Genomic DNA, 24744 nt, shown 5'->3' with positions numbered 1-24744 from the left:
GCGGCTTCGGGGAGGAACGGTGCGCACCGTGCGGCGGATGGGCCGCCGTTCGGGGCCTGACCGGCGACCGGTGCCGGACCGGCCCGTGGCTGCGGTCTTGACCTGGGCTCCCACCTCTCGGTGCCGGGGATCTCTCAACGGCCGCGAGCCGGCGGCGAGACCGGCTCCTCGGATTGCGGGTGCCGTGCGAACCAGCGGGCGACAGGTTCCGCGGTCACTCCGTGCAGGATCACGCTGAGCAGGACGGTCGCGGCCGTCACGTTGACGACCAAGGCAGCGTCGTCTTGCGGTAGTTGAACGTACGCAAGGACCGCGAAGACGATGGAGGTGACACCGCGTGGGCCGAGCCAGCCGACCGCGGCACGTTCGGGACGACTGAACCCGATTCCGGTGAGTGAGGCGACCACCGGGACGAACCGGGCCACGCTGAGCACCAGCACCGCGTAGGCGAGGACCTGGAGGGCGATCCCGTCGGCGAACGCCTCCGCGGCCAGAGAGCCGAAGGCGTACCAGGCCGCCAGGGCCAGCAGATGGCTGACGTCATGCACCAGGTCGAGTGAGTCGCCGCCGATCACGAACACGGTGTTCGCGTACCAGAGGCCCGCGACGAACGCCGCGACGAAGCCGTTGCCCCCGACGAGGACGGAGGCCGCGTAGGTCAGGAACGGCAGTGCCAGCCCCGCCAGGCGCAGGCCGGCGGGCTTGGCCCACTCGGATTCCAGGGCCCAGCGCACCACTCGGGAGGCCAGATACCCGAGGACGGTGCCGACGATCGCGGCGTACACCACGCCCTTGAGGGCGTTGAGGAGAAGTTCCGCGAAGGAGGCGCCCTCGGCGGAGACGAGGTTGGCGACGCAGAAGACGAAGAGCGGTGAGATCAGTCCGTCGTTGAAGCCGCCCTCCATGTTGAGCGCGGCGCGGACCCGCAGGGGCACGCGCTCGTCGCGCAGGAACATCAGGAGCGGGGCGAGGTCCACCGGCATGACGACGAGAGCCGCGACGACGAGCAGCCACCAGCTCGTTCCGGGGAAGACCAGGGCACCGGCCAGTGTGGCGAGGACGAGGGAAGCCGGCAGGGCGAGTCCCAGCAGCCGTCCCTCGCCCACCGGGCCACGCAGCCGGGCGTAGTCCCGTGCCTCGGTGGCGTCCGTGAACAGGATCACGGCGAGGACGAGTTCGAGGGTCCGCTCGAAGATGTGGGTGTCCATGTCGAGTGGCACGACCGGATGGTCACCGCCGCTGAGCAGGATGCCCGCCACGGCGAACGTGATCGGCGCGGTGATGCTCCACCGCGCCAGCCGGTCCGACACGACAGCCCACAGGAACAGCAGGGACAGCAGGACGAGGAGAGCGATCACGGCGACTCGCAGGAGCGGGAGCGACAGACGAAGCCAGAGGTCACATCCTCGCAGGCGAGACGGAGATCCGAGGTCTGGACACCCCAGGGTCTCCGCCCTCCTGGCGGGGTGACCTCGCTGCGGATGCCACGGCCGTCGGATACGCCCGGCGTCAGGGTGGCTCCTCACTGCCGGCCGTCGGCGAGCCCCGGCGGGGCATGACATGCCCCAGGTGTGGGCGCGGCGCATGCCCACCCGACACCCCTACGAACTGGCGCGGCTGTTCGCCGCCGGGATCACCTGACCCTAGGGGATCCCTAGGGGTTAGCCGGAGGCCGGAGACCTTCATACCGTGCAGCCTGACCTGGGCAATTGCCCACACCCAACGACGAAGTGACGGGTTGTATGGAAAACGTCAGCGTGCTGATCAGCGGGGCCGGCCCGACCGGTCTGACTCTCGGGCTCGAACTGGCCCGCCGGGGCGTACCGGTGCGGATCATCGACAAGGAGCGGAGCTTCACGACTGCTCGCGCGGCAAGGCGGGCATCCAGCCCCGCACCCTGGAGGTGTTCTACGACCTCGGGGTCCTCGACAAAGTCCTTGCGTCCGGTACGCAGCGGCTTCCGTTCCGGCGCTACCGCCGTGACCGGCTGATCAACGAGACCGTCCCGTATCTCGACAACGCGCCCACGCAGGGCGAGCCGTTCCGCCGGCTGCACTTCATGCCGCAGTCGCGGGTGGAGGAGATCCTCCGGGAGCGGCTCGCCGGGTACGGGGTCACGGTGGAACTGGGCACCGAACTGGTCGAGTTCGACCAGGCGCACCCGGACGGGGTGACCGCCACCCTGGCCACCGCGCAGGGCACCGAGCAGGTGTCGGCCGCCTACCTCGTCGGCTGCGACGGCGGCCGCAGCCTGGTCCGCAAGCGGCTCGGGATCTCCTTCGAGGGCTTCACCGAGCCGGAGAAAGAGCTGATCGTCGGGGACGTCCAGGTCGACGGGCTGGCACCCGACGCCTGGTACCAGTGGTTGGACCTCGACCTCGGCGTGGTCATGCTGTGCCCGCTCAGCGGCACGCGCTCCTGGCAGATCCAGGCCACCCCGCCCCTCGGCGCGGACGGCCGGCGGTGCTCACTTCTGCGGGGCGACCTCGGCCAGGCCGTGCCGCAGCAGGGCGTAGGCGTGGTCGGCGTCGGCAACCGCCTCGGGGTGGACCTCGTCCGCGGACCGGCCGGCGACGATGCGCTGCCAGTTCACCGACGCCAGGATGCGCTCGGTGGCGATCACCTGGCCGGCCAGCAGGGCTGCGGTGATCGCGCGGTCCGAGTCGAGCGCGTCGGCCAGGGCCCGGGCCAGCGCCTCCTCGGCCTGGGCGAGGTACTGGCTGACGCGCGCCACCAGACTCGGCGTGGAGTAGACGAGGTGGTGGAAGGCCAGGACGTCATCGTCGTCGTTGAGCCCCGTGATGGGGTCGCGGGCCGCGAGCCCGTCCAGGAAGTGCTGGTGCAGGGCGTCGATCGCGGACACCCCCGGCGGCCGCTCGGCCACGACGGTGCTGCTCACCGTCTGGTGGTCGGCGAACCGGTGGACGACCAGGTCTTCCTTGGTGGGGAAATATTTGAACAGCGTGGGTTTGGAGACCTCGGCCACCGCCGCGATGTCGACGACCGAGACCTGGTCGAACCCGTGCTCCAGGAAAAGCGTGATCGCCGTGTCGGAGATCGTCTCTCGCGTTCGCTGCTTCTTGCGCTCCCGCAAGCCCATCGGCGCATTCACCAGGCCATCCTAGCACCTCCCTTACCGGGGCAATCAACTGACCGAGTATGGGAATTGACAGGTCGAACAGCCGCATCGCCTTGGGGAACTCGTCCTGGGCGAGCGCTTCGGTCGCGGCTTCCCGGAGCAGTGGGGGAGCCCAGGATTCCGCGATGCCTCCCACCGCCACGATGTGTTCGGCCACCGTGGCCGGATGCGCGCCGTTGTCGTGCAGCACCACGGCCGCACGCCCGTGCAGACGGGTCCGTTCCTCGGCGGAGACCGTAAAGAAAATGCGGCCCGGCGGAGTCCCGGGCCGCACATCTCGGCCACGTCTCCGTCGTCAGACGACGAGCGGCTCCGGCAGCGGCCGGGCGTGCAGCACGTCCAGCCGGGACACCGCACGCGTCACCACCACGTACAGCCGGTGCAGTCCGCGTGGCTCGGACTCGACGATCGCGGCCGGCTCGACCACGACGACATGGTCGTACTCCAGGCCCTTGACGACCGTCGCGGGCAGCACGGTCACCCGGGCGGCCGTGCCGACCTCCTCGGCGGTCGCCGTCTCGATGCCGGCCTTGCGCAGGGCCGCCGAGGTGGCGGCCACCGCGTCGTCGGCGGCGATGACGGCGACCGACCCCTCGCGGTCGAGAGCCGCGCGCACGGCGGACACGGTGGCGTCCGCCAGGGCGTCGACCGCCCTGACCGTCAGTTCGCCGTCGTGGCGCAGCGAGCGGGCCGGGGGCACATCCACGCCGAGGGCGCCCACGAGCCGGTTGGCCAGCTCCATCACCGCGGCGGGGACGCGGAAGCCGGTGGTCAGCGGGACGACCGTGGCCTGCGTCTTGCCCAGGTGCTCCAGCTGCTCCTGCCAGCTGCGCGCCGACCAGGGCGCCGTGGCCTGGGCCAGGTCGCCCAGCACCGTGAGGGAGCCGAACGCGCTGCGCCGGGCGATCGCCCGGCACTGCATCGGTGACAGGTCCTGGGCCTCGTCCACGACCACATGGCCGTAGCCCTCGGGGCGTTCGATGAGCCCCGCGACCTCGTCCAGGAGCAGCATGTCCTCGACCGACCAGGTGGCGCTCTTCTCCGACCGCGGAGGCTTGGCCCACAGCAGGGCCCGCTGTTCGTCGGCGTCGAACACACCGTCAGCAGCGGCCTCCAGCACTGCCGGATCACGCAGCAGCCCGGCCACGACCTCCTCCGGTCGCGCCACCGGCCACGCGGCCTCCAGGAGCGCGGCGACCGGCTTCGAACGGCCGATCTTCCGGGCCCAGGTGACGCTCTTCGGGCCGGCCCGCCGCTCGGCCTGCTGCTGGATCAGAGTCACCACGCGCGTGCGCACATGCTCGCGGCCGACCGCGTACGGCACGCCCATGGCCCGCACCTCGTCGATGACCCGGGCCAGGTCCGACGAGTCGACCCGCCAGCGGTACGAGCCGTCGGTGACGGCGATGGACTCCTCGGGGTGCTTGACCCGGGCGTACAGGGCGCGCTCCAGGACGGTGGTCATGCGTTCGCTGTGCTTCAGGGCACCGGCCTCCTCCGTGTCCACCCGGCGGACGGGATGCCGGGCGACCACGTCCTCGACCGTGAGCTGGGCGATGTCGATCTCTCCGAGCGACGGCAGCACCTCCGCGATGTAGCGCAGGAAGGTCCGGTTGGGGCCGACGATCAGAAGACCGCTGCGCTGGAGCCGCTCGGGGAACGTGTAGAGGAGATAGGCGGCGCGGTGCAGGCCGACGGCGGTCTTGCCGCTGCCCGGCGCGCCCTGCACGCAGACCGACTCGTTCAGCTCGCTGCGGACCAGGTTGTCCTGTTCCGGCTGGATGGTGGCGACGATGTCGCGCATCGGGCCGAGGCGGGGCCGCTCGATCTCGGCGGCGACGATCGCGCTCGCCGCGTCGCCGTCGCCCCGGGCGTGGTCGAGGTGCTCGTCCTCCAGCCCGGTGAGGTCCTCCGGGGCGCCGTGGCTCCACGTCGCCCACCCGAAGCGTCGCCGCACCGCGACTCCGCGCGGGTCCAGGGCGCTCGCCTGGTAGTAGGTGCGGGAAACCGGTGCACGCCAGTCGATCACCAGGGGCGGTGCGGCCGGGTGCTCCGAGACCCGCCTGCGGCCGATGTAGTACCGCTGCCGCCGGTGGTCGTCCGCCTCCTCGGAGTCCTCGAAGTCGAGCCGGCCGAAGAACAGCGGGCTGTCGGGTTCCTCCGCCATCCGCCGTGCGCGGGTGCGCAGGTAGCGGCCGAGCGCCTCGGCGCCGGCGCCGTCGCCCGACACGTCCTCACCCGCGACGACCTGGTACTGGGCATCGTCCACCTGGCGGGTCATCGCCTCGCGGCACATCGCAACGTACGCACGCTCCAGGGCCAGCTCGTCGTCGAGTCCGACGGCCTCCAGGGTGCCGTACATGTCCTGGACGTGTGACGTCATCGATCGACCTTTCCGAAGGGGCGGTCTTGCGCGCCGCCCGGCCGGGGCCGGACGGCGATTTCCGGTTCACAGCATAACTGAACCAGGTTAAGAGACTGGCTGAGTTGTGTTATTGGTGGCCGGTTCCCGACGGGCGGCGATCAGCGCCCCCAGCACCGCCGCACGCACCAGATGGGCGGGCGCGTACAGCTCTTTGCCGATCCACAGCGGCGGGTGGCGGTCCACGTCCAGACCGTGCTCCACCAGGAAGTCACAGCCCCGGCCCACGGCCTCCCTCGCCTCCCGGGACCGGGGGCCGCCGTCGCCGGTCAGCTCCAGCAGGGTGCGCACCGCGTACGCGCTCTCCTCCGCCGTGCCCTCCCAGCGGCCCCACGAGCCGTTCTCGCGTTGCCGCTCCAGCAGCCAGTCGACGGACCCGCGCAGGGCCTCGGCCGCGTCCGGCCCCGCGTACCGGTGCAGGGTCAGGGCGCAGCGCATCGTCGCGAAGAACGGCGAGGCGTGCCATTTGTCGGACCAGCTGCCGTCCGGCCGCTGACGGCCGCGCAGCCACGCCGCGATGCGGGCGACGGCGTCCCGGTAGCGGCCGCCGTCCCCGTCGACGAGCCCCTCGGACAGGGCGGACAGGTGGCAGCCCAGCGCCTCCATGATGTGCGCGTTGGTGGTGGTCGAGGGCTCGTGCTCCGGGATCGTATGTTCGCGGGGTCGTCCGTGTGGAACTCGATGCCGGCTCCGAACGGCTGCCCGGTGACGACCTGCCAGACGGCGAGGTCGGGCGGGGAGCCGGCCGGGCCGTCGAACGTGTCCTGCCACAGGACCCGCCACGGCGGCGCGGTCGCTGCGGACGGGGCGGTGGCGTGCTTCTGGTTCACGGTCTCCATGTCTTTCTCAGGCTCCGTCTTCCTCAGGCTCCCGGGGCCGACGGAGCGGCGTCCGGATCGAGATGCTCGGCCATGGCGAGCGGGGTGGGATGGGCGAACAGGCCGGTCAGTCGCACCGGCACGCCCAGCGTCTTCTCGATGCGCTGCACGAGCTGCGCCCCGAGGAGCGAATGTCCGCCGCTGTCGAAGAAGTTGACGTGCGGGCCGAGGTCGGTCCGGCCGAGCGTGGTCCGCCACAGGGCGAGCAGGCGCCCGGCCGTGCCCGACTGCTCCTCCGGCACGGCCTCGGCCACCCCGGCGGCGGCACCGCGCTCCGATCGACGCTGCTCCGCGAGCCGGGTCAGCGCCAGGTGGTCCCGCTTCTCGTACCAGACGCCGGCCCGCGAGCTGCCCGTCCTCCGCGGCGGCGACGACACGCCAGGTCGTGGGGGTGGCCTGCACGAGGCGTGTGGCGGGTGGCTCGGTCGACGAACTCGTCTCAGCTCGAAGCGATTCCGTGGCACCCGCTGGTCCGGTGTCGACCACGATGTGTGTTCGTGTGTCTTGTGTGTCGCCGCCTTGTTCAGCGGGCCAGCTCGCGCTTGAGGATCTTTCCGGTGGCGGTCATCGGCAGGCTGGGCACGAACTCGACGATGCGCGGGTACTTGTAGGACGCCATCTCTCCCTTGGCCCAGGCGACGAGCTCGTCGGTGGTGAGGGAGGAACCGGGCTCAAGGATGACGTAGGCCTTGATCTCCTCGCCGTGGCTGTCGTGAGGTACGCCGATGACGGCGGCCAAGCTGACCTGCGCGTGCGTCATCAGGACTTCGTCGATCTCACGCGGATAGACGTTGAAGCCGCCTCTGATGATGAGGTCCTTCGATCGGTCGACGATGTAGTAGAAGCCGTCCTTGTCGCGCCGTGCGAGGTCGCCGGTGCGGAGCCATCCATCGCGGATGACCTCTGCGGTGGCTTCCGGCCGGCCGTAATAGCCCTTCATCACGTTGTGGCCCTTGACCGCGATCTCGCCGACCTGGCCGCTTTCGGTCACCTCGGTCCAGTCGTCGTCGATGAGTTTCAGTTCGACGCCCCAGATGGGCACCCCGATCGATCCCGGGCGTGGGTCGAGATCGGGGTCGCTGAACGTCGCGACGGGAGAAGTCTCCGACAACCCGTAGCCCTCAAGCACCGTGACCCCGAGGCGCTGTTCGATCTGGTGGGCGATCTCCAACGGGAGTGCGGCACCTCCGGAGATGCCGATCCGGAGGTTGCTCGCGATGCGCTCGACGTCGGTGTCGTCGCTGAGCGCGTTCAAGAGGCCCCACCACATGGTGGGTACGCCGGCGAAGAACGTGATGGGCTCGCGGCCCATCAGGTCGACGACTTCCCGCGCATCGAAGCGAGGAACGAGGTGGAGGGTGGCAGCCATCGAGAAGCCCGCGTGCATCTGCACCGTGGCACCGAAGGTGTGGAAGAGCGGGAGGCAGAGCAGGTGGCTGTCGGAAGCCGGGGCGCTGCCGAACAGGCGGTTGCATGCCAGCACGTTCATCACCGTGTTGGCGTGCGACAGCTCTGCGCCCTTGGCCTGTCCGGTGGTCCCGGAGGTGTAGAGGATGAGCGCGGTGTCGGTGGGCTCGGTCGCTGCTGATTCGAACGTGGTGCCATGGCCGACCATGGCACTGCCGAGCGTCTCGACGCCGTCGATGGGACTGGGAGCCGCCGGATCACCGGTGATGACGAAGAAGTGCTCGACGGCGTCGACCTGCTGGAAGCCGGCGAAGCCCTCGGCGCTCATGGGCAACTCGGGGGTGCCCTCGAAGCAGAAGTAGGCCTTCACATCGGCGTCGTCCAGGTGGTAGGCGATCTCGCGGCTTTTCAGGAGGACGTTGAGCGGGACGACAGCCGCGCCGGTCTTGAGGATGCCGTAGTAGACGACCGGGAAGTACGGTAGGTTCGGGCAGCTGAGGGCCACCCTGTCACCGGGGCCGATCCCGCGTTCCACGAGCAGGTTCGCGACCTGGTTGGCCGCAGCGTTCACCTGACGGTACGTCATGCGGGTCGGGCCCAGTACGACAGCTTCGCGGTCGGGGTACTTACGGGCGGAGTCTTCGAGCAGGATCGACAGGTTCAGCACTGGTGACTCCTCATGAGCCTCGCGGCGGGCTCGCTCGCCCGCGGATGGATTGTGTGGTCCGCGCTTCGCCCCCCAGCGCGGGCGTGCTACTTCGTCATCGCGGTGGATCGACGAAGATGTCGTACTGGAGTCCCCCTGTGCCGCCGTACGGCGAGAGGTCGGTGACTCCGGCGTCGCGGAGTACCTCGACGTCGAGGAATGTGTTGTCCCGACGACGGCGAGCGCACTGCCGCCGGCGCGGGCGGCCGAAGAAACGCGGTGAGCGTCGGATCGTCAGCGCACCGGGCGGGACAGGCTCGCCAGAGCCTGCGCCGCGGCCCGCTCGCCCGACGAGGCCGCGTCGGCGAGTGAGGGCATGTCGAGCTGATAGTCACCGGCCAGGTAGACGGGGCCGAAGTGCTGGCGCAGCGTGGGCAGCGAGGCACGTCCGCCGGGTGCCCAGAACGGCACGACCCGGTGGTGACGTCGGACGATCCCCTCGTCGAGCTTCCCTTCGAGCTCGGGGTAGAGCGAGAGGAGGTCTGTGGTGAACCGGGCGAGGATCTCCTCATCGGTGAGCTCGAACAGGCGGTCGGCCACCGCGCCGCCCGCGAAGCAGGCCAGCGCGCCGCCCGGCTTTCGTGGGCCAGGACCGCGCATGGCCGCGGCGTGGTTGAACATCGCCTGGAAGGACAGCTGCGGCGTCGACACAGCGATGTAGTCGTCCCATCGCTGCGGGCCCTCCTCGCGGGTGAAGTAGCCCACCACCACGTACCGGCCGTAGTGAATGTCGTCGAACGCCGCCCGATACCCGGGCGGGAGGCCGGGCATGATCTTCACAGCCACGTCGCTGGGAACGGCCACGATCGCACGGCGGGCGCGTATCCGCGCCGGTCCGTTCTCGTCCTCGTAGTCCACGACGACGCCGTCCTCGGTCCACTCCAACGACATCACCGGCGAGTTGAGCCGCAGACGATCGCCGAGGTCGGCGGCCAGGATGTCGGTGAGGGTCTGGTTTCCTCCCGCGGGCAAGGAGAAGTTCGGAACCTTCGCCGGGTCCGTCAGGAGTATCCCCATCGAGATCACGAACTGGGTCGCCGCGGTCTCCTCCGGCTCGCATCCCATCCACTGCCCGGACCAGGACCGGACCATGGCCCGCGCGACTTCGGAGTGAATGCCGCGCAGCACGTACGACGCGGGGCGGGCATCGAGTGCCGCCCGGACCCGCTTCGCCAGGGAATTGTCGGGGTTCATCGCCAGGAACGGTACGGCCGCGATGATGCGAGCGCCGACGGCCGCCAGTCCGACCCGGTCCATGAAGTTCATCCGGGAGCGAAGCATCAGGCCGAACGGATTGGAGGTGTCGACCTGCTTTCCGTTGAGCGCGAGGGCCACCTTCTTGCCCGCCAGTGTCCCCATGGGGATCCGGTGGCGTTCGAGGGCTTCGATCAGGGTGCCGGTTCCCTCGGTGAACTGGGTTCCGAGGTTGATCCAGTAGTCGCCCCGGCGAACCGACTCCACGCGCCCCCCGGCCCGACCGGTGGCTTCGAGTACGACGACGTCCCGATCGGACAGGGTGGTCGCCGCCATCAACCCCGCCATGCCGGCACCGATCACGACGATCTCGCACGCCTCTTCGCGTACGTCGCTCGATGTGTTCATATCTTCCTCAACTCCCGTTCCTGATTGCGCCGGCAGGGACGACACCCGTCCCTCGGGCGCGAGTGGCGACGATGGGCTCGGCGAGTACCTCCGCTCGGCCGGTCTCGTCCAAGGACCGGCAGATGACGCGCAGTTCGAACTCGACCGTTCGGCTCCGTCTGCCTTCGGCCGCGAGGCGCGCCTCGACTTCGATGACGTCTCCGCCGCGGACCGGAGCGAGGAACTCGACCGAGGAGTACCCGGCGAACAGACTCTCGTGGCCGTCGACGACGATCGCCAGGTGAGTTCCGGCATCACCGAACAACTTCAGGCTGAACGCACCGTCGACGAGGTTGCCGGCGTAGTGGGCGTCGGAGTGGGCGACGTACCGCTGGTGGACGACCTTCACGCGATCTCCTCGTCGATGCGGCCGATCCCGGGGGCAACCGCCTCTCCGCCGATCCTGACGCCGGGGTAGCCGCGCTTGGCGATCTCGCTGCACATGCGGCGGTACTTGCCGACGCCGCCGACGTAGCCGAGGAAGGTGGTCGGCTTACCGGTCACGTTGGAGCCGCGGTACCAGGAGTCGGTGGTGGCGTACAGCGTCTGGTTGACCGTGGCCTCGGTGATGCCCACCCAGTCGTCCTGGGCCTCGGGGGTGGCTTCGATGACGTCGCTGCCCTCTTCCTCGGCATGGGCGATCAGGTCGGCGATCCAGTCGACCGCCTGCTCGATCGTCACGACGACGTTGCTCGCCAGCGCGGGGCTCTGGGGGCCGGCGATCATGAAGAAGTTGGGGAATCCCGCGGTCATGACGCCCAGGTAGGTGCGCACGCCGTCGCTCCACGCGTCCTGGAGCCTGCCTGCCTCCGGCGTCGTGACGTTGAGTGCGTACAGGGGGTCCGGTGAAGGCGTCGAAACCGATCGCGAGAACGATGGCGTCGACGTCGTAGGAACCGCCCTCGGTGATGATGCTGTCGGAGGTCATGGTCGCGATCGGCTCATCACGCAGCGACACGAGCGAGACGTTCGGACGATTGAACGTCTCGTAGAAGTCGGTTCCGAAGCAGCTGCGCTTGGCACCCAGCGGGTGGAACAGGGGCTCCAGCAGGGACGCGGTCCGCGGATCGTGGACGATCTGACGGATCTTCTGACGCACGAACTCAGCCGCGGTCTCGTTGGCCTCCGGGTTGGTGAGGAGGTCGGCGAACTCCGCGCCGACACCGAGGAATCCGCTGCGCTCGTAGGCCCGCTCGTAGCGCTCCTGACGCTCCTCGTCGGAGACGTCGAAGGCGCAGTCGGTCACGGGACGGTCCGGGATTCCGCCGGGGGACTGTCGGCACTCCTCGCGGATGGCCGGGTACTTGCTCTTGATCTCAGAGACGGTCTCCGCGGGTATCGGGGCGTTGCGGGCGGGGAAGACGTAGTTGGGTGTCCGCTGGAACACGGTCAGGTGGGCGGCCACCTCGGCGATGAGCGGGATGCACTGCACGCCCGACGACCCCGTGCCGATGACGGCGACCCGCTTGCCGGCGAGCTCGTCGAGCGAGATCGTCCAGCGGCTCGTCGACACCGTCAGCCCGGTGAAGTTCTCCAGGCCGGGCACGTCGAAGGCCTTCGGCGTCGACAGTCCGCCCGAGCCGGCCAGCAGGTAGCGGCCACGGCGGGTGTCGCCGGAGTCGAGGGTCAGCTCCCAAAGGTGCTCGCCCGGAAGCCAGTTCGCCGCGATCACTTTGGTGTCGAACCGGAAGTGCCGACGAAGGTCGAAGCGGTCGGCGACGTAGTTGATGTAGCTCAGAATCTCCGCCTGCGGGGCGAAGCGCTCGCTCCAAGTCCACTCCTGCTGGAGCTCCTCGCTGAACGAGTACGAGTAGTAGATGCTCTCCACGTCGCACCGGGCGCCCGGATACGTGTTCCAGAACCAGGTGCCTCCGACGTCGGGGGCGGTCTCGAATCCGGCGACGGTCCAGCCCTGCTCGGCCGCCTTGTAGGCGGCGTAGAGGCCGGAGAACCCGGCGCCGATGCACAGGACATCGACGACTGGGGCGGTGGAGCAGGTGTCAGTCATGGTCTCTGCCTTCTCGTGGTCCAAGGGGCTGACAGACGGCACGGAGGTAGTCATTTGTCTAGGTCGAATGACCAAGAATGTAGCTACGGACGGTGACCTCGTCAATGCCCGGCGGCCTTCAAGAAGTGGCGGCGATGCCGCGCAGATGCCGGACCACGGCGTCGATCGCCGCGTCGGTCTTGGCGAAGACGCCGACCTCGGTGAAGAAGCCGTGGAAGACGCCCGAGTGGCGAATGGAGGTGGTGGGTACGCCGTCGTGTCGCAGTCGTTCGGCGTACGCCTCGGCGTCATCGCGCACAGGGTCGACCTCGGCGGTGAGGACCAGGGCCGGCGGCAACCCGTGCAGGGATCCCGCCTTCATGGGGGCCGCGTACTGATCGACGCTGCCCCGACGGCCGGGGCCGATGTACTGCTCCCAGAGCCAGCGCGCATCGGCTGCGGTCAGCAGGGGTGCGTCTGCGAACCGGGTCCAGGACGGCGCGGAGAACCGGTCGTCGACCGCGGGATAGACGAGGACCTGCGACACCGGGAGCGGGAGTCCGCCGTCTCGTAGGTGGAGGCAGAGCGCGGCGGCGAGGTTGCCGCCTGCCGAGTCGCCGCCGACGGCGATCATGTCCGGATCGATGCCCCAGTCCAGGGCCGACCCGCGCAGCCAGGCCAGCGTGTCGAGCGAGTCCTCAAGGGCCGCCGGGTAGGGGTGCTCCGGGGCGAGCCGGTACTCCAGGGACAGCACCGCCCATCGGGACCGAGCGGCGATGGCGCGGCAGACCTCGTCCACTCCGTCGAGGGTTCCGAGAACGAATCCGCCGCCGTGGAGATACAGCAGCGCCGGCCGCGGGTCCTCGGTCGTCGAGCCGGGTGGGTGGTAGAGGCGCGCGCGCCGTGGTCCGGAGCGGGTCGGGACGGCCGCCTCGTCGACTCGGTCGAGGGGCGTCAGCGGACGGTCGGACGGCGCGCTCGCCAAGAGCTCGCGCGCCGCCTGGGCTCCGAGCTCACGGACAGGTGTCGTCAATGTCTCGGCGATCACGTGGGCGACGCGCAGCGCGTCGGCGTCGAGGCGCTCCCAGCTCGGTGGGACCGGCTTGGTCATGTGCGGGGGCCTTTCGGCGAGGTGACAAGAAGGTGTTGACACGGTGTGAGCCGTGCCCCACCATCCTAGTCACGCGTTTGAGTCACATGACTAACAAGTTGCGGATTGCAGAGACTGTGCGGCGCCCCTACGTGTCGCGTGGCTCGTGAAGTCGAAAGGACCGAAGGATGGCCGAAACCATGACGGCCCCCACGTCGACCTCGGCGGGTGCCGCAGAGTTCGACGTCAGGATCGAGGACGATGCGAGTCCCCTAGTGCGATTGATCGGCCGCACGCTGCGTGACGCAGTCCGGACCGGGCATGCCATCGACACCCTGAACAGGTTGACCGGCACCGTGGCGATCCACTCCCACGACACCCCCCAGGCCGCGACGATCAGCTTCGGCGACGACGGAATCGACGTCTCCAGCGGCGTGCCGGCCGAGCCGGACGCCGCCCTCACGGTCGATCTCAACGCGCGTCTCGCGCCGACGACGGACCCCTCCGGTGATGCCGACCTCGCCGCGGGCGTCCTGCGGGCGCTCACGCCGCCGCTGCCCGAGTGGCGTGATGCCGCTCAGCGGTTCTGGGAGGCGACCCGTTCGCTGCCGGGCATTCCCGACGTGCTGATCGCGGTCACCGAAGGGCCCGAGGGCCTGGAGCAGGCCGTGCTCGGCGACGGCCCCACGCAGTACCTGATCGCCGGAGCTCCCCAGACGCTCGCCGGCGTGTTCTCCGGTGCCGACGACCTCGTCGCCGTCCTGTCCTCGGGTGCCCTGGGCATCCAGGGCACCCTGTCCCAGCTGTCGGCGATGACCGGCGCCTCCTGGAAGGTTCGTTACGATGTCTGACCTGCGCACCACCGCCACGAGCGCGCCGCTGCGCGACTCCGGCCCACGAGCCGTCCGGCTCGAGGCGACGAACCACGAGGGATGTTTCCTCGGCAAGAACGTCTCGCCCAAGAAGTTCGCCGCGGGCAAGGACACAGGTTTCGCCTTCGCGGATCTTCTGTTCGGTCTTGACCTCGGCAACGCTCCCGCCTTCGGTTCCGCCTACCCCGCCTGGCGTGGCCACCTCGACGACGTCTACCTCCGTCCCGACATGTCGACGCTGGTCGAGTGGAAGCCGGGCTTGGACTCGGTCATCGGCGACTACTGGCTCAAGGACGGCACGCCGGTTCCGATCTGTCCGCGCAACCTCGTGCGGAAGATGGTCGAGCGTCTGGCCGGGCACGGATTCACCGCGACCGTTGCGGTCGAGATCGAGGCCACCGTCTTCGAGGAGTCGATCCACGAGGCGCGCGCCCGCGGGTACCGCGACCTGAGCCCCCTGGGCGGCGGTGCGGGTACGGCGTACCACCTCGCCAAGTCGAAGGACTGGACCGACTACATGAACGCCGTGGCCGACCGCCTCGACGAAGTCGGCATCGAGTGGGAGGCCTGGAGCGACGAGGACGCCGCCGGTCAGATCGAGCTCAACATCGCACCGGGCGACCCGATCAAGGTCGGTGACGCCTGGGCGCGGACCCGCCAGATCATGCGCGAGGTCGCGTTCGAGCGCGGGCGCAGCGTGACCTTCATGGCCAAGCCCACCGCCGGTTACGGCCAGGCGTCCCACATCAACCTCTCCCTGCAGCGCGACGGCGACAACGCGTTCTACGCCGAGAACGGACCGTCGGCCACGATGCTGCACGCCATCGGCGGGCTGCTGGCGACGATGGAGGGCAACACCTCGATCGTGCTGCCGCAGATCACGTCGTACCGGCGGCTGGTCGACCTCACTGGGCCGCCGGTCACCATCAGCTGGGGGATCAGCAACAAGACCGCCGCGCTGCGCGCCGTCTGCGGACACCCCACGTACTCCCGCCTCGAATACCGCCTCCCGGGCGCGGACGCGAACCTCTACCTCGCGCTCGCGGGCGTGCTGGCCGGTGTCATCGCCGGTGTCGAGCGGAAGATCGACCCGCCCGAGCAGGTCACCGACATGGCGTGGTGCCTGCCGCCGGGCCTGGGCATCGACCGGATCCCGGACACCATCACGAAGGCCGCGGCGGCCCTGGACGCCGACCCGATCCTGCGCGAGCTCCTCGGCGACGACTTCGTCGACTACTGGATCGCGTCGCGCAAGTGGGAGTGGATGCAGTTCCACACCGCCGGCGGCGACCCGTTCGCCGAGCTCTCGGAGTGGGAGTCGACTCGCTACTTCGAACTGCCGTGAGCGGGCGCGAGAAGGCCGTGACGGTGCGCCCGCTGATCGGCATCACCGGGCGGCGGTACCGGCTGCAACTGCTCAAGGGAGCCGACGAGCGGTACGGCGACCGTTGCACCGACAGCTACATGTCGGACTTCGCGACCCGGATCGCGCAGGCCGGCGGACTTCCGGTGCATCTGTCGTACGACACCGACGCGACGGACATCTGCCAGTGGCTGTCCGGTGTGGTGATCACCGGCGGACAGGACGTCCATCCGGCGTGCTGGGGTGGCGACACGGCAGTGGTCCGCGACATCGATCCACGGACGGATCCGATGGCCCACGACGTGGCTCGGGACGAGTACGAGATCGACCTCGTCCGAGCCGCGCTGGAGCGGGGGATTCCCGTGCTGGGGGTGTGCCGCGGCCTGCAGGTGCTCAACGTCGCCCTCGGCGGCACGCTCGTCGCCGATCTTCCGCCCGGCTCCGTGAGCCACCTGTCGGCAGAGGCCGCGCCGACCGACGGCACCACTGATCACCTCGTGACCTTCGAGAAGGGCTCGATCGCCGCCGACCTGTTCGGTGAGCGCGCGATGACCAACTCCTGGCACCACCAGGCCGTCGACCGCTGCGGCACCGGGCTGGTCGTGACCGGACGGACGAGCGACGGCGTGATCGAGTCGGTGGAGCTCCCCGGTGCTCCGGTGCTCGGAGTGCAGTGGCACCCGGAGTGGATGAAGAGCGCAGACCCGACGATGACGTGGATCGTCCAGGCCGCGGCGAAGCTGCTTGCGGCCTGCGGTGAACAGACGCACAGGAGCTTGCGATGACGGAGAACCCGGCAGCCGAGCAAGCCGGTCGCACCCACTCGCGTCCTGTGCCGGTCGTGAAGCCCGGACAGATCGGCGAGGACCCCGCCGTCCCGACCCTGACCGAGCTTCTGTCGCGGCGCGCACAGGATGCACCGCAACGGGAGTTCCTGCGCTTCGGCGAACGGTCATGGAGCTTCGCCGACATCGACGCATGGACCTCCAGGCTGGCACACCGGCTGATCGAGCTCGACGGCATACAGCCGGGCGACCGGGTCGCGATCATGCTCCCGAACGTCGTGCACTGGCCCGTCGTGTGGCTGGCCGCCCTCAAGGCCGGAGCGGTCGCAGTGCCGATCAACTCCTCCTACCAGCGGGGCGACCTCGCCTTCGTCCTCCGGGACTCGGGTGCGCGCGTCGCGTTCACCGACTCCGAACGGTCCGGGCTGATCGCCGACGTCCTGGCGACCGAGGAGGGGCTCGCCGGCCTGCGTGTCGTCGACGTCGCCGACGACGGGTCCGAGCCCTTCCCGCAGACGGCGCCGTCCATACCGGTCGATGCCGGGACGCTGGCGAACCTGCAGTACACCTCCGGCACGACCGGTTTCCCCAAGGCGTGCATGCTCACGCACGACTACTGGGTCCGGTTGGGCTGGATCTGTGCGGCGGCGACCGGTCTCGGTACCGAGGACGTGCTCCTGACGGCGCAGCCGTTCTCCTACATGGATCCACAGTGGAACACGGCGCTCGCCCTCACGGTCGGGGCCCCGCTGGTCGTGCTGCCCCGGTTCTCCGCGTCGACCTTCATGGCGGACGTCCGCCGGCACCGCGCGACCTTCTTCTACGTCCTCGGGTCGATGCCCACGCTGTTGTTCAAGCAGCCGCCCGTGCCCGAGGACCGCGACAACGCCGTACGCAAAGTGCTCTGTTCGGGCATTCCCGTCGCCCTGCACGCGCAACTGGAGGAGCGATGGGGCGCGCCGTGGCGGGAGATCTACGGGATGACCGAGTCCGGCGTCGACCTGTTCAGCCCGTTCACCGACGCCGACGCCGTCGGGAGCGGGAGCCTGGGGCGGCCGGTGCCGACCAAGCAGGTCCGCGTCGTCGACCCCGACGGCATCGAGGTGCCGGCCGGCGATCCCGGTGAGCTGGTCATCTCGGGCAAGCCCATGATGAGCGGTTACTGGAACCGCCCCGAGGACACGGCCAGGGTCTTGCGCAATGGGGGTCCCCCCGGCAATGAGGGCGTAGCCGCCGGGGGAGGCTGGCTCCACACCGGTGACGTCGTCGTCCGACGGCCCGACCAGGGCATCCAGCTGGTCGGCAGGATCAAGGACATGGTGCGCCGCGGTGGCGAGAACGTCGCGAGCGTCGAGGTCGAGTCCGCCCTTGAACGCGACGACGTGGTCGTAGCGGCCGCGGTCGTCGCCGAACCCGACGAGACCCTCGGTGAGGAGGTCAAGGCCTTCGTCCAGCTGGCGGCAGGCGTGCCGGCCGACAGTGCGACGGCTGAGCAGATCGTCGAGCGGGCCGGCAAGGAGCTCGCTCGCTTCAAGGTGCCCCGCTACGTGGAGTTCGTCGCCGACTTCCCCCGGACGCCGTCCGAACGCATCTCCAAACCGGCCCTCAAGGCCCGCGCCGCAGACGAGCCCGGCGTGACGTACGACCTCGGTGCACGACGGAACAAGACGGGGGCACGTGCCGCATCCGGCGGAGGATTCCTCGACGTCGACGTCGTGCGGGGCGTCGCCGTGCTGACGCTGCGGCGTCCCGAGAAGCTCAACGCCATGGACGTTGCCACCCGGCTGCGGCTGGCGACGCTCATCCGCGAGTTCGGGACCGGCGAGAGCGTGCGCGGCATCGTGCTCACCGGCGAGGGGCGGGCCTTCTCCGCGGGTGAGGACCTGCAGAGCGCGCCGTCCACGGACGCTGAGGTCCGCGAGGCGTTCGAGAGCTTCCACGACATCACCCGGGCCGTCCTGCAGACGCAGGTACCCGTGGTCGCGGCGGTCAACGGAATCGCGGTCGGAGGAGCCTCGGAACTCACCCTGTGCTGCGACGCTCGCATCGGAACACAGGCGACGGAGTACTACCAGCCGGAGAACGGTCGTGGCCTCACGATCTCGAACGCGTCCAGCGTGCTGCTCAGGCGCCTCATCGGGAGCCATGCGATGCGCATGGTGCTCGGATCGCCGCGGATCCGGGCCGAGGAGGCGCTGCGGATCGGGCTCCTGGACGAGATCGCCGAGCCCGACGCCCTGATCGGCCGGGCCGTCGACACCGTCATCGAGTGGACGCCCGAGGGAAACACGACGGCCCTCCACCTGGCACTCCTGCGCCCTCGGGCACAGGAGATCGAAGCGGCCTTCGCCCGCGAGGACCTCGCCGCGAAAAAGGCGTGGGACAGCGGCGTCCTCAGTGCGGGGATCAAGGGCTTCTGGTCCGCCAGGGGCACCGGCGCGTAAGCCTCGCCCTGGACTCGCCATCACCTTCAACAGACCAATTGCCACAGGAACCGACAGAGGGGACGTCGACATGATCGACACCCAGGCCGCGGTACTCACCGCGGTCAACGAGCCGCTCGAACTGACCGTCATTCGGGTGGACGACCCGGAGCCGCACGAGGTGCGGGTCGCGGTCACGAACGTGGGGCTGTGCCACAGCGACCTGCACTATATGACGGGGACGGTGCCGACCGGCCTGCCGGTCGTGGTCGGACACGAGGTCGCGGGCGTGGTCGAGGCGGTCGGGGCGCAGGTGTCCGGCCTGCGTCCCGGGGACCACGTGGTCGGCGCGCTGACACCCTCCTGTGGCCGCTGCGCCAACTGTGAGGCGGGACGGTCGACGCAGTGCCGGCGTGTCGAGGAGATACGCCGCCGTCCGCGGCCTGCGTTCCGGACCACGGCCGGCCGGCCGATCGAGCGGCTCGGTGACATCGGGGCGTTCTCCCGGCACACCCTCATGCGTGAGAACGCTCTGGTGAAGCTCCCCGACGACGTACCGCTGCACGTCGGGTGCCTCTTGGCCTGCTGCGTCATCACCGGTGTCGGCGCCGTCTTCCGCGGCGCTCGGGTGAGGCCGGGCAGCACGGTGGCGGTCATCGGCTGCGGCGGCGTCGGATCGGCCATCATCCAGGGGGCCAGGCTCGCCGGCGCGTCGGCGATCGTCGCGATCGACCTGGACGACGCACGGCTCAAGGCCGCGCGCGGCTACGGCGCGACCCACGTCATCGACGGCGCAGGCGGCGACGTCGTCGCGGAACTCCACCGCCAGTTGGGCGACGGAGTGGACTACTCCTTCGAGGCGGTCGGCTCGGCCCGTACCGCGGCGACGGCTGTGGCCCTCCTGCGCCCGACGGGTACCGCGTGCCTGGTCGGGATCGCGCCCGGAGGTACCGAGCTCAGCATCCCGGCGTCCGACTTCTTCTTCGAGGAGAAGCGACTCATCGGCTCCTACATGGGCTCGGGTCAGGCGCGGCAGGACATCCTTCAGCTCGCGCGCCTCTACCAGCAAGGGCGCCTGCTGCTCGACGAGATGGTGACGCGGGTCATCCCGTTCGGCGAGATCAACGAGGGCTTCGAGGCGATGAAGTCCGGTGACGTGACCCGCATCGTCGTCGATCTCCAGTCCTGACCGACGAGTGAATGCAGAGGTGAACCCCATGGCGAGCAACGAGATCACGATCCCCCAGCCGGTGAACTACATCGCCGACGACTGGAGCGAGTGCCCGACGGTCGACGACGCGTGGAACGTCGACCCCAACACGCGCAAGCCCGTCCACCGCCTTGTCACGACAGCACCCGACGCTCTCGATCGGGCGCTGCGGCACGCGGAGCGCGTGTACGACATCGGCCGCTGGGACGAGGACGCTCGGCGTGAGCGCGCCGACATGCTTGAGCGCGTCGCCGAGATCATCGAGTCCCGTGCCGAGGACATCGCACGGACGGACTCGCTGACCAGCGGCACACCCATCAGCGTCACGCGCAAGGTCGCGGCCTTCCTGCCCGCGAGGATCCGAGGGGCGGCGTCGGACCTGGTGGACATCCCGCGCGTCACCGCGCTGGCGGCCGACGGCCGCGACGTCCGCCGTTACAAGGTGCCGTGGGGGCCGGCCGCGATCCTCACGCCGTGGAACGGTCCGAGCTTCATTCCCGCGGCCAAGATCGCCAGCGCGATGGCGGCGGGCTGCCCCGTCATCCTCAAGCCCTCGGAGCACGCGCCCGGCAGCGCGCAGATCATCGTCGAGTGCTTCGTCGAGGCGGGCCTGCCCAGCGGCGCGCTCCAGCTGGTGCACGGCGGCGGCGCCGTCGGCGCCAGGCTGACTGCCGACCCGCGCATCAAGATCGTCTCATTCACCGGCGGGCCGGGTGCCGGCCGCGCCATCGCGCGGGCCGGCGCGGAGCACTTCAAGGTCTTGCAGCTGGAGCTCGGCGGCAACAATCCGGTGCTCGTGCTGGACGATGCCGACCTCGACGTCACCGCCGACGGCATCCTCGACGGCATGACCAAGCTCAACGGGCAGTGGTGTGAGGGGCCGGGCAAGGTCCTCGCTCCCCGCAGCCTGGTCGGCCCTCTTCTCGAGGCGTTGACCGAGCGGATCTCCAAGCTCGTCGTCGGTCACTCTCTCGACGAGGACGTCGAGATCGGCCCGATCTCCAACGAGCCGCATTTCCAGACCCTCCAGAGCAGGGTCGAGGGCCTGCGTGACCTCGGGGCGAGCATCCGCCGGCCCGCCCGGCTGCCCGAGCTCGACGGCTTCTTCATGTCGCCGACGATCGCCGCCGGCGCCGACCCTGCTCAGGCCACCGCCGAGCTGTTCGGTCCGGTCGTCTCTCTGCACGCCGTGGACTCCGACGAACAGGCGTTGCACCTCGCCAACGCCAACCCCTCGGGACTCGATGCCTACGTGTTCGGAGCCGACACCGACCGCGCGATCGACGTCGGCTCTCGCGTGCTGGCCGGCGAGGTGCGCGTCAACGGCGCCAAGCTCGCCGACCTCGGTGAGGAGTCGGCTCAGAGCTTCTGGGGCCCGGCCGGCATCGGCGGCCACGGGCCGGCGGAGTCGGTGCGCGTCTTCTGCGGCGACCGGGTCGTCGGCGTCGACTCGCCCGACCTGCCGTTGTGACAACCCCACGTGATCTGGGGGAGGCCCGACCGGCGGGCCTCCCACTGTGCACACCCAGCACCGCGCCGCCGGTCGCGTTCATGGGTCACATCACGGTGCTACGGGCGTAGCTCCGAGCCGAACCGCGAGCCAGCTGTCGAGTACGGAGACGGCGATTTCCATCTGCTGCGTTGCGGCGGACCGATCCCCGTACGTGAACCAGTTCACGGCGAAACCGTCGGCCAAGGTGGCGATGACATAGGCGATCTGATCGATGGTTTCTGGTTCGACCGGGTGGTCCGAGGGGGCGCTGCGAAGCACGGCGCGCACCGTCTCAAGTGCTTGGTCGTACACCGCGATACCGCGGTCTCCGTGCTGACGCCGTGCCCAGCTGATCAGTTCCATTGTCGCCGCGGTGAAGCTGGCTGACTCCAGGTAGCACTCCATGACACCGCGTAGGAGTTGGCGAGCTGTGTCCCTCAGGTCGGAGTGCGGATCACTGTCTTTGACCACATCGCGGAACTTGCCGGATACGAATGCGTAGACATCGGCGAAGAGGTCCTCCTTGGAGTCATAGCAGTAGTGCAGCATCGCCAGGTTCGCCTGAGCCTGCTCGGCGATCCGTCGGGTCGTTGCGCCGTCGATGCCGTGGGTCGCGATGACTTCCACAGCGGCGTTGACGAAGTCGCTACGCCGTTGGGCGACGGAGATCCGACGTGCCACGAAATCCTCCCGTTGCAAGGCATCCACACAGTTGGACGCTTGATTAAGTCACCGACCAGCCTAACAGTCGCGCCCGCGGCCGAGCCGCAACTTCTTAGTCATGCGTCTTGAACATCTGACTAACTCTGCCTTAGCGTATGAGCCGGATCACCAGGCCGGCTCGGCGCCCCTTCGGCTCGGCCCAGCCTTCTCGCAGGAACGGACCTGCCATGACGAAAACCGAACTCGCGCGTCTCGCTCCCGACGCCACGGCAGACGCCGCGGTCTGGTCCGCGGCGCCCTGCTCGACCGCGCCTTGTCCAACGGTCTCGCCCCGCTCGTCGTGATGACCGTGCTGACCTCACGCGCTCGGTCCGGTCGGCGCGTCGAAGGCGCATCGGTCTGAAGCAGCGCCTGGCGCTGGGACCACTTGCCGCGGCGGGTGAAGCCCCCGACACCAACTCACCGCCTTCAGCGCAGGGACGAAGGCATGACCCCAAGGAATCAATGACATGAAGGACTTGCTCTTCATGCTGGCCGATCTCTGGATGATCTTCGCCGGCTTCTACTTCGGATGGAAATTCATCAGACGCTACAACAATTACCTGCTCGGCCTGGAATGGATGGTTGTCGCCACTTCCGGCTCCAACTTCCTCCTCTGGGCACTTCTGGGAGGAGACGAGGGCAGCTTCCTGTACAGCGTCGCGTACTTCTTCGACGCCTTCTCGCGATCCGTCGGCATCACCCTCATCCTCGTCATGGGCCTGATGGGCGTGACGCACCGGTACAAGCCGACGGTCGTGGTCGACGTCGGCGTGTTCGCACTGGCCATCGGCGCCGGCCTGTATCTCCAGCAGTTCCGCGGCCACGAGCTCCACGTCGGCCCGGCAACGTTCTATGTCATCGTCAACGCGCTCACGACCCTCTTCCTGGCCTATTTCTCGTGGCGGCTCTGGAAGAGCGGTGCCAAGGGTCTTGCCGTCGGCGCCGGGCTGGCGACCGTGGCCGGCTCGGTGATCGCGATCAGCTACGACTTCTTCCCGATCCCGGGAGACGACGAGCACCGAACGCTCTTCTACACGGCCGCGCTGGCCACCTGGGGATTCCAGATGTTCGTGTACTTCATCGCCTACCGCGCGCTGCACAACCACAACGTGGCGACGGGTGCGGAACCGGTTGTGAACGGACACAGCGTCGCTCGGGCCTGAGCAACGCACCAAGGACAGGGCACGTTCGCGAGGAGTGATCAGATGAAGACCGACAACGTCGAGTACACCACCTTCAGCGGCTGGGTCGATCCGCCCGCAGACATCCAGCCGGCCCTGACCGGCGACCTCACCTGTGAGGTCGCGGTCGTCGGCGGCGGCCTCGGAGGCATGTCGACGGCGCTACGACTGGCCGAACGCGGGCAGGACGTGGTGCTGCTGGAGGCCGAGTTCTGCGGACACGGCTCCAGCTCCCGCAACGCAGGGCAAGTGGCGGGTGCACCAGGCGGGGACCTCCAACTCCTCAATCTGTTGTTCCGCAAGAAGATGCCCGGCATGGTCCGACTTGCCGAGCACGCCGCGCACCACGTGGCAGACCTCATCAAGACGTACGACATCGACTGCGACTACGAACCGACGGGCAACGTCTTCGCGGCGGTGTCTCGTGGACAGATGGGCCGAGTGCGCCGTGTGACCAAGATCCTTCAGCGCGCCGGCGGCCACGTGGAACTGGGTACGAGCGAAGAACTCGGAATCCCCCGCGGATTCCTCGGCGGGATGCGCGAGGTGGTCGGGGGAATGATGAATCCCGGCAGGTTCACCTCGTGTGTGCGCCGCGCACTGCTCGGCACGTCCGCGCGAGTCTTCGAGCGGACGAAGGTCACCGATGTCACGCGCGACCGCGGTCAGGTGGTCCTCACCACTCCTCAAGGGGCGGTGCGGGCACACCAAGTGGTTCTGGCGACGAACGCGTACGCGGGGGAGTGGGACATCACTCCTCCACGGCTCTCCGTGCCCATCTGGGTCATCGAGGTGGAGACCGAGCCCATCGATCCTGCCCGTCTGGCGGCACTGGGGTGGACCAGTCGGTCGGGACTCGTCACCCAGCACAACATCATGGAGAACTACCGCCTGACGCCGCGCAACACCATCGTGTTCGGCGTCCGACGGCTTGAGCGCGGCACGACGTATCCCCTCCCGCAGAAGAAGCCGGACCCGGCGCTCGTCGAAGAACTGGCAGAAGCCTTCGCGACGCGGTTTCCCGCTCTGTCCGACGTCGCGATCGATCGTGCGTGGGGAGGATGGATCGCGATCACCTCGTCCTGGCTTCCGCTCGCCGGGCAGATCGACGACAACATCTTCTACTCGATCGCCTGCAACGGCCACGGCTTGGCTCAAGCACCCTACGTCGGGTCCCTCATCGCCGATCTCATCGTCGACGGCGAGCGACACGAGGACTTGGAGGGATTGTGGGCGAAGAAGCCGACGTTCCCTCGTCCGATGATGATGGGCCCGCTGGGACTGCGCACCATCTGGGCCGTCGACCGTTTCAACGATCTGGTCAACGGAAGCCGGCGCAACGCCCGTCGAGGCTCGGTGCCCGTGGCCTGACCGTTCCGGTCGGATGGCAAGGAGTGACGGCCCCGCTGTGACCGCGAGGCCGTCAGCGTGTCCGTGCCACGG

Annotated in this window: 21 protein-coding genes and 1 pseudogene; 10 read left to right on the top strand and 12 right to left on the bottom strand. The window is 69.1% G+C overall.

Going from position 1 to position 24744, the window contains the following annotated elements; genetic code table 11:
• Positions 1-134: 134 nt before the first annotated feature.
• The gene (locus tag HW130_RS00765) at positions 135-1358 is read right to left on the bottom strand and encodes a cation:proton antiporter (RefSeq protein WP_177147354.1); all 1224 of its coding nucleotides are present in this window, start codon (positions 1356-1358) and stop codon (positions 135-137) included.
• 384 nt (positions 1359-1742) lie between these two features.
• On the opposite strand from HW130_RS00765, the gene HW130_RS36910 reads away from it, so the two are divergent.
• Positions 1743-1991: an FAD-dependent monooxygenase gene (locus HW130_RS36910; RefSeq protein ID WP_375256495.1), complete on the top strand. Its 249-nt coding sequence runs from the start codon at positions 1743-1745 to the stop codon at positions 1989-1991.
• Positions 1883-2428 (top strand): annotated as a pseudogene (locus HW130_RS36905) (FAD-dependent monooxygenase); the annotation flags it as partial. The gene HW130_RS36910 and the pseudogene HW130_RS36905, both read left to right, overlap by 109 nt.
• Before the next feature lie 39 nt (positions 2429-2467).
• Here HW130_RS36905 and HW130_RS00750 read toward each other — a convergent pair.
• From HW130_RS00750 to HW130_RS00710, 10 genes are all read right to left on the bottom strand, one after another.
• On the bottom strand, positions 2468-3112 hold the full coding sequence (locus HW130_RS00750) for a TetR family transcriptional regulator (protein WP_309140271.1): 645 nt from the start codon (positions 3110-3112) through the stop codon (positions 2468-2470).
• A 322-nt stretch (positions 3113-3434) separates the two neighbouring features.
• Positions 3435-5522, bottom strand: a complete 2088-nt coding sequence (locus HW130_RS00745) for a HelD family protein (RefSeq protein WP_375256491.1) — start codon at positions 5520-5522, stop codon at positions 3435-3437.
• A gap of 87 nt (positions 5523-5609) precedes the next feature.
• Positions 5610-6167, bottom strand: a complete 558-nt coding sequence (locus HW130_RS00740) for a prenyltransferase/squalene oxidase repeat-containing protein (protein ID WP_177147352.1) — start codon at positions 6165-6167, stop codon at positions 5610-5612.
• A 256-nt stretch (positions 6168-6423) separates the two neighbouring features.
• Complete coding sequence (locus tag HW130_RS36620) at positions 6424-6816, bottom strand: acyl carrier protein (RefSeq protein WP_177147351.1); 393 nt, start codon at positions 6814-6816, stop codon at positions 6424-6426.
• Positions 6817-6962: 146 nt separating this feature from the next.
• A complete protein-coding gene (locus HW130_RS00730) occupies positions 6963-8513 on the bottom strand; it encodes a long-chain fatty acid--CoA ligase (protein WP_177147350.1) in 1551 nt (516 codons plus the stop codon).
• Between the two features lie 273 nt (positions 8514-8786).
• On the bottom strand, positions 8787-10154 hold the full coding sequence (locus HW130_RS00725) for an NAD(P)/FAD-dependent oxidoreductase (protein WP_177147349.1): 1368 nt from the start codon (positions 10152-10154) through the stop codon (positions 8787-8789).
• A gap of 7 nt (positions 10155-10161) precedes the next feature.
• Positions 10162-10542, bottom strand: coding sequence for a hotdog domain-containing protein (locus tag HW130_RS00720; protein WP_177147348.1), 381 nt, complete (start codon positions 10540-10542; stop codon positions 10162-10164).
• Positions 10539-10769 (bottom strand): hypothetical protein, encoded by a 231-nt coding sequence (locus HW130_RS35345; RefSeq protein ID WP_218182968.1) that lies wholly within the window; start codon positions 10767-10769, stop codon positions 10539-10541. Before HW130_RS35345 ends, HW130_RS00720 begins: the two co-directional genes overlap by 4 nt.
• Positions 10687-12201, bottom strand: a complete 1515-nt coding sequence (locus HW130_RS00715; RefSeq protein WP_218182967.1) for an NAD(P)/FAD-dependent oxidoreductase — start codon at positions 12199-12201, stop codon at positions 10687-10689. The genes HW130_RS35345 and HW130_RS00715 overlap by 83 nt, the downstream gene beginning before the upstream one ends.
• Positions 12202-12319: 118 nt before the next feature.
• Positions 12320-13291, bottom strand: a complete 972-nt coding sequence (locus tag HW130_RS00710; protein ID WP_177147347.1) for an alpha/beta hydrolase — start codon at positions 13289-13291, stop codon at positions 12320-12322.
• Positions 13292-13458: 167 nt separating this feature from the next.
• Between HW130_RS00710 and HW130_RS00705 the strand changes: the two genes are divergently transcribed.
• The 6 genes from HW130_RS00705 to HW130_RS00680 all read left to right on the top strand — a co-directional run bounded on the left by HW130_RS00705 (position 13459) and on the right by HW130_RS00680 (position 21394).
• Positions 13459-14121 carry a hypothetical protein gene (locus HW130_RS00705; protein ID WP_177147346.1) on the top strand — a complete coding sequence of 221 codons (663 nt, stop codon included), beginning with the start codon at positions 13459-13461 and terminating at the stop codon, positions 14119-14121.
• On the top strand, positions 14114-15487 hold the full coding sequence (locus HW130_RS00700; protein WP_177147345.1) for a glutamine synthetase family protein: 1374 nt from the start codon (positions 14114-14116) through the stop codon (positions 15485-15487). The genes HW130_RS00705 and HW130_RS00700 overlap by 8 nt, the downstream gene beginning before the upstream one ends.
• Complete coding sequence (locus tag HW130_RS00695) at positions 15484-16290, top strand: gamma-glutamyl-gamma-aminobutyrate hydrolase family protein (protein WP_309140270.1); 807 nt, start codon at positions 15484-15486, stop codon at positions 16288-16290. Before HW130_RS00700 ends, HW130_RS00695 begins: the two co-directional genes overlap by 4 nt.
• Positions 16287-18734 carry an AMP-binding protein gene (locus HW130_RS00690; protein ID WP_177147344.1) on the top strand — a complete coding sequence of 816 codons (2448 nt, stop codon included), beginning with the start codon at positions 16287-16289 and terminating at the stop codon, positions 18732-18734. Before HW130_RS00695 ends, HW130_RS00690 begins: the two co-directional genes overlap by 4 nt.
• A gap of 70 nt (positions 18735-18804) precedes the next feature.
• Positions 18805-19902 carry a Zn-dependent alcohol dehydrogenase gene (locus HW130_RS00685; RefSeq protein ID WP_177147343.1) on the top strand — a complete coding sequence of 366 codons (1098 nt, stop codon included), beginning with the start codon at positions 18805-18807 and terminating at the stop codon, positions 19900-19902.
• 28 nt (positions 19903-19930) lie between these two features.
• Complete coding sequence (locus tag HW130_RS00680) at positions 19931-21394, top strand: aldehyde dehydrogenase (protein ID WP_177147342.1); 1464 nt, start codon at positions 19931-19933, stop codon at positions 21392-21394.
• A 90-nt stretch (positions 21395-21484) separates the two neighbouring features.
• On the opposite strand, the gene HW130_RS00675 is transcribed toward HW130_RS00680, so the two are convergent.
• The gene (locus tag HW130_RS00675; protein ID WP_309140269.1) at positions 21485-22123 is read right to left on the bottom strand and encodes a TetR/AcrR family transcriptional regulator; all 639 of its coding nucleotides are present in this window, start codon (positions 22121-22123) and stop codon (positions 21485-21487) included.
• A gap of 464 nt (positions 22124-22587) precedes the next feature.
• Between HW130_RS00675 and HW130_RS00670 the strand changes: the two genes are divergently transcribed.
• Together HW130_RS00670 and HW130_RS00665 are read left to right on the top strand one after the other, a co-directional pair.
• Positions 22588-23283, top strand: a complete 696-nt coding sequence (locus tag HW130_RS00670) for a transporter (protein WP_177147341.1) — start codon at positions 22588-22590, stop codon at positions 23281-23283.
• 42 nt (positions 23284-23325) lie between these two features.
• On the top strand, positions 23326-24672 hold the full coding sequence (locus HW130_RS00665) for an FAD-binding oxidoreductase (protein ID WP_177147340.1): 1347 nt from the start codon (positions 23326-23328) through the stop codon (positions 24670-24672).
• The last annotated feature ends 72 nt before the right edge of the window (positions 24673-24744 follow it).

The sequence above is a fragment of the Streptomyces sp. PKU-EA00015 genome (genome assembly GCF_013387495.1).
Lineage (GTDB): Bacteria > Actinomycetota > Actinomycetes > Streptomycetales > Streptomycetaceae > Streptomyces.
The sequence above is the reverse complement of the archived record's forward strand: the minus strand, read 5'-3'. Positions and strand labels throughout refer to the sequence as shown.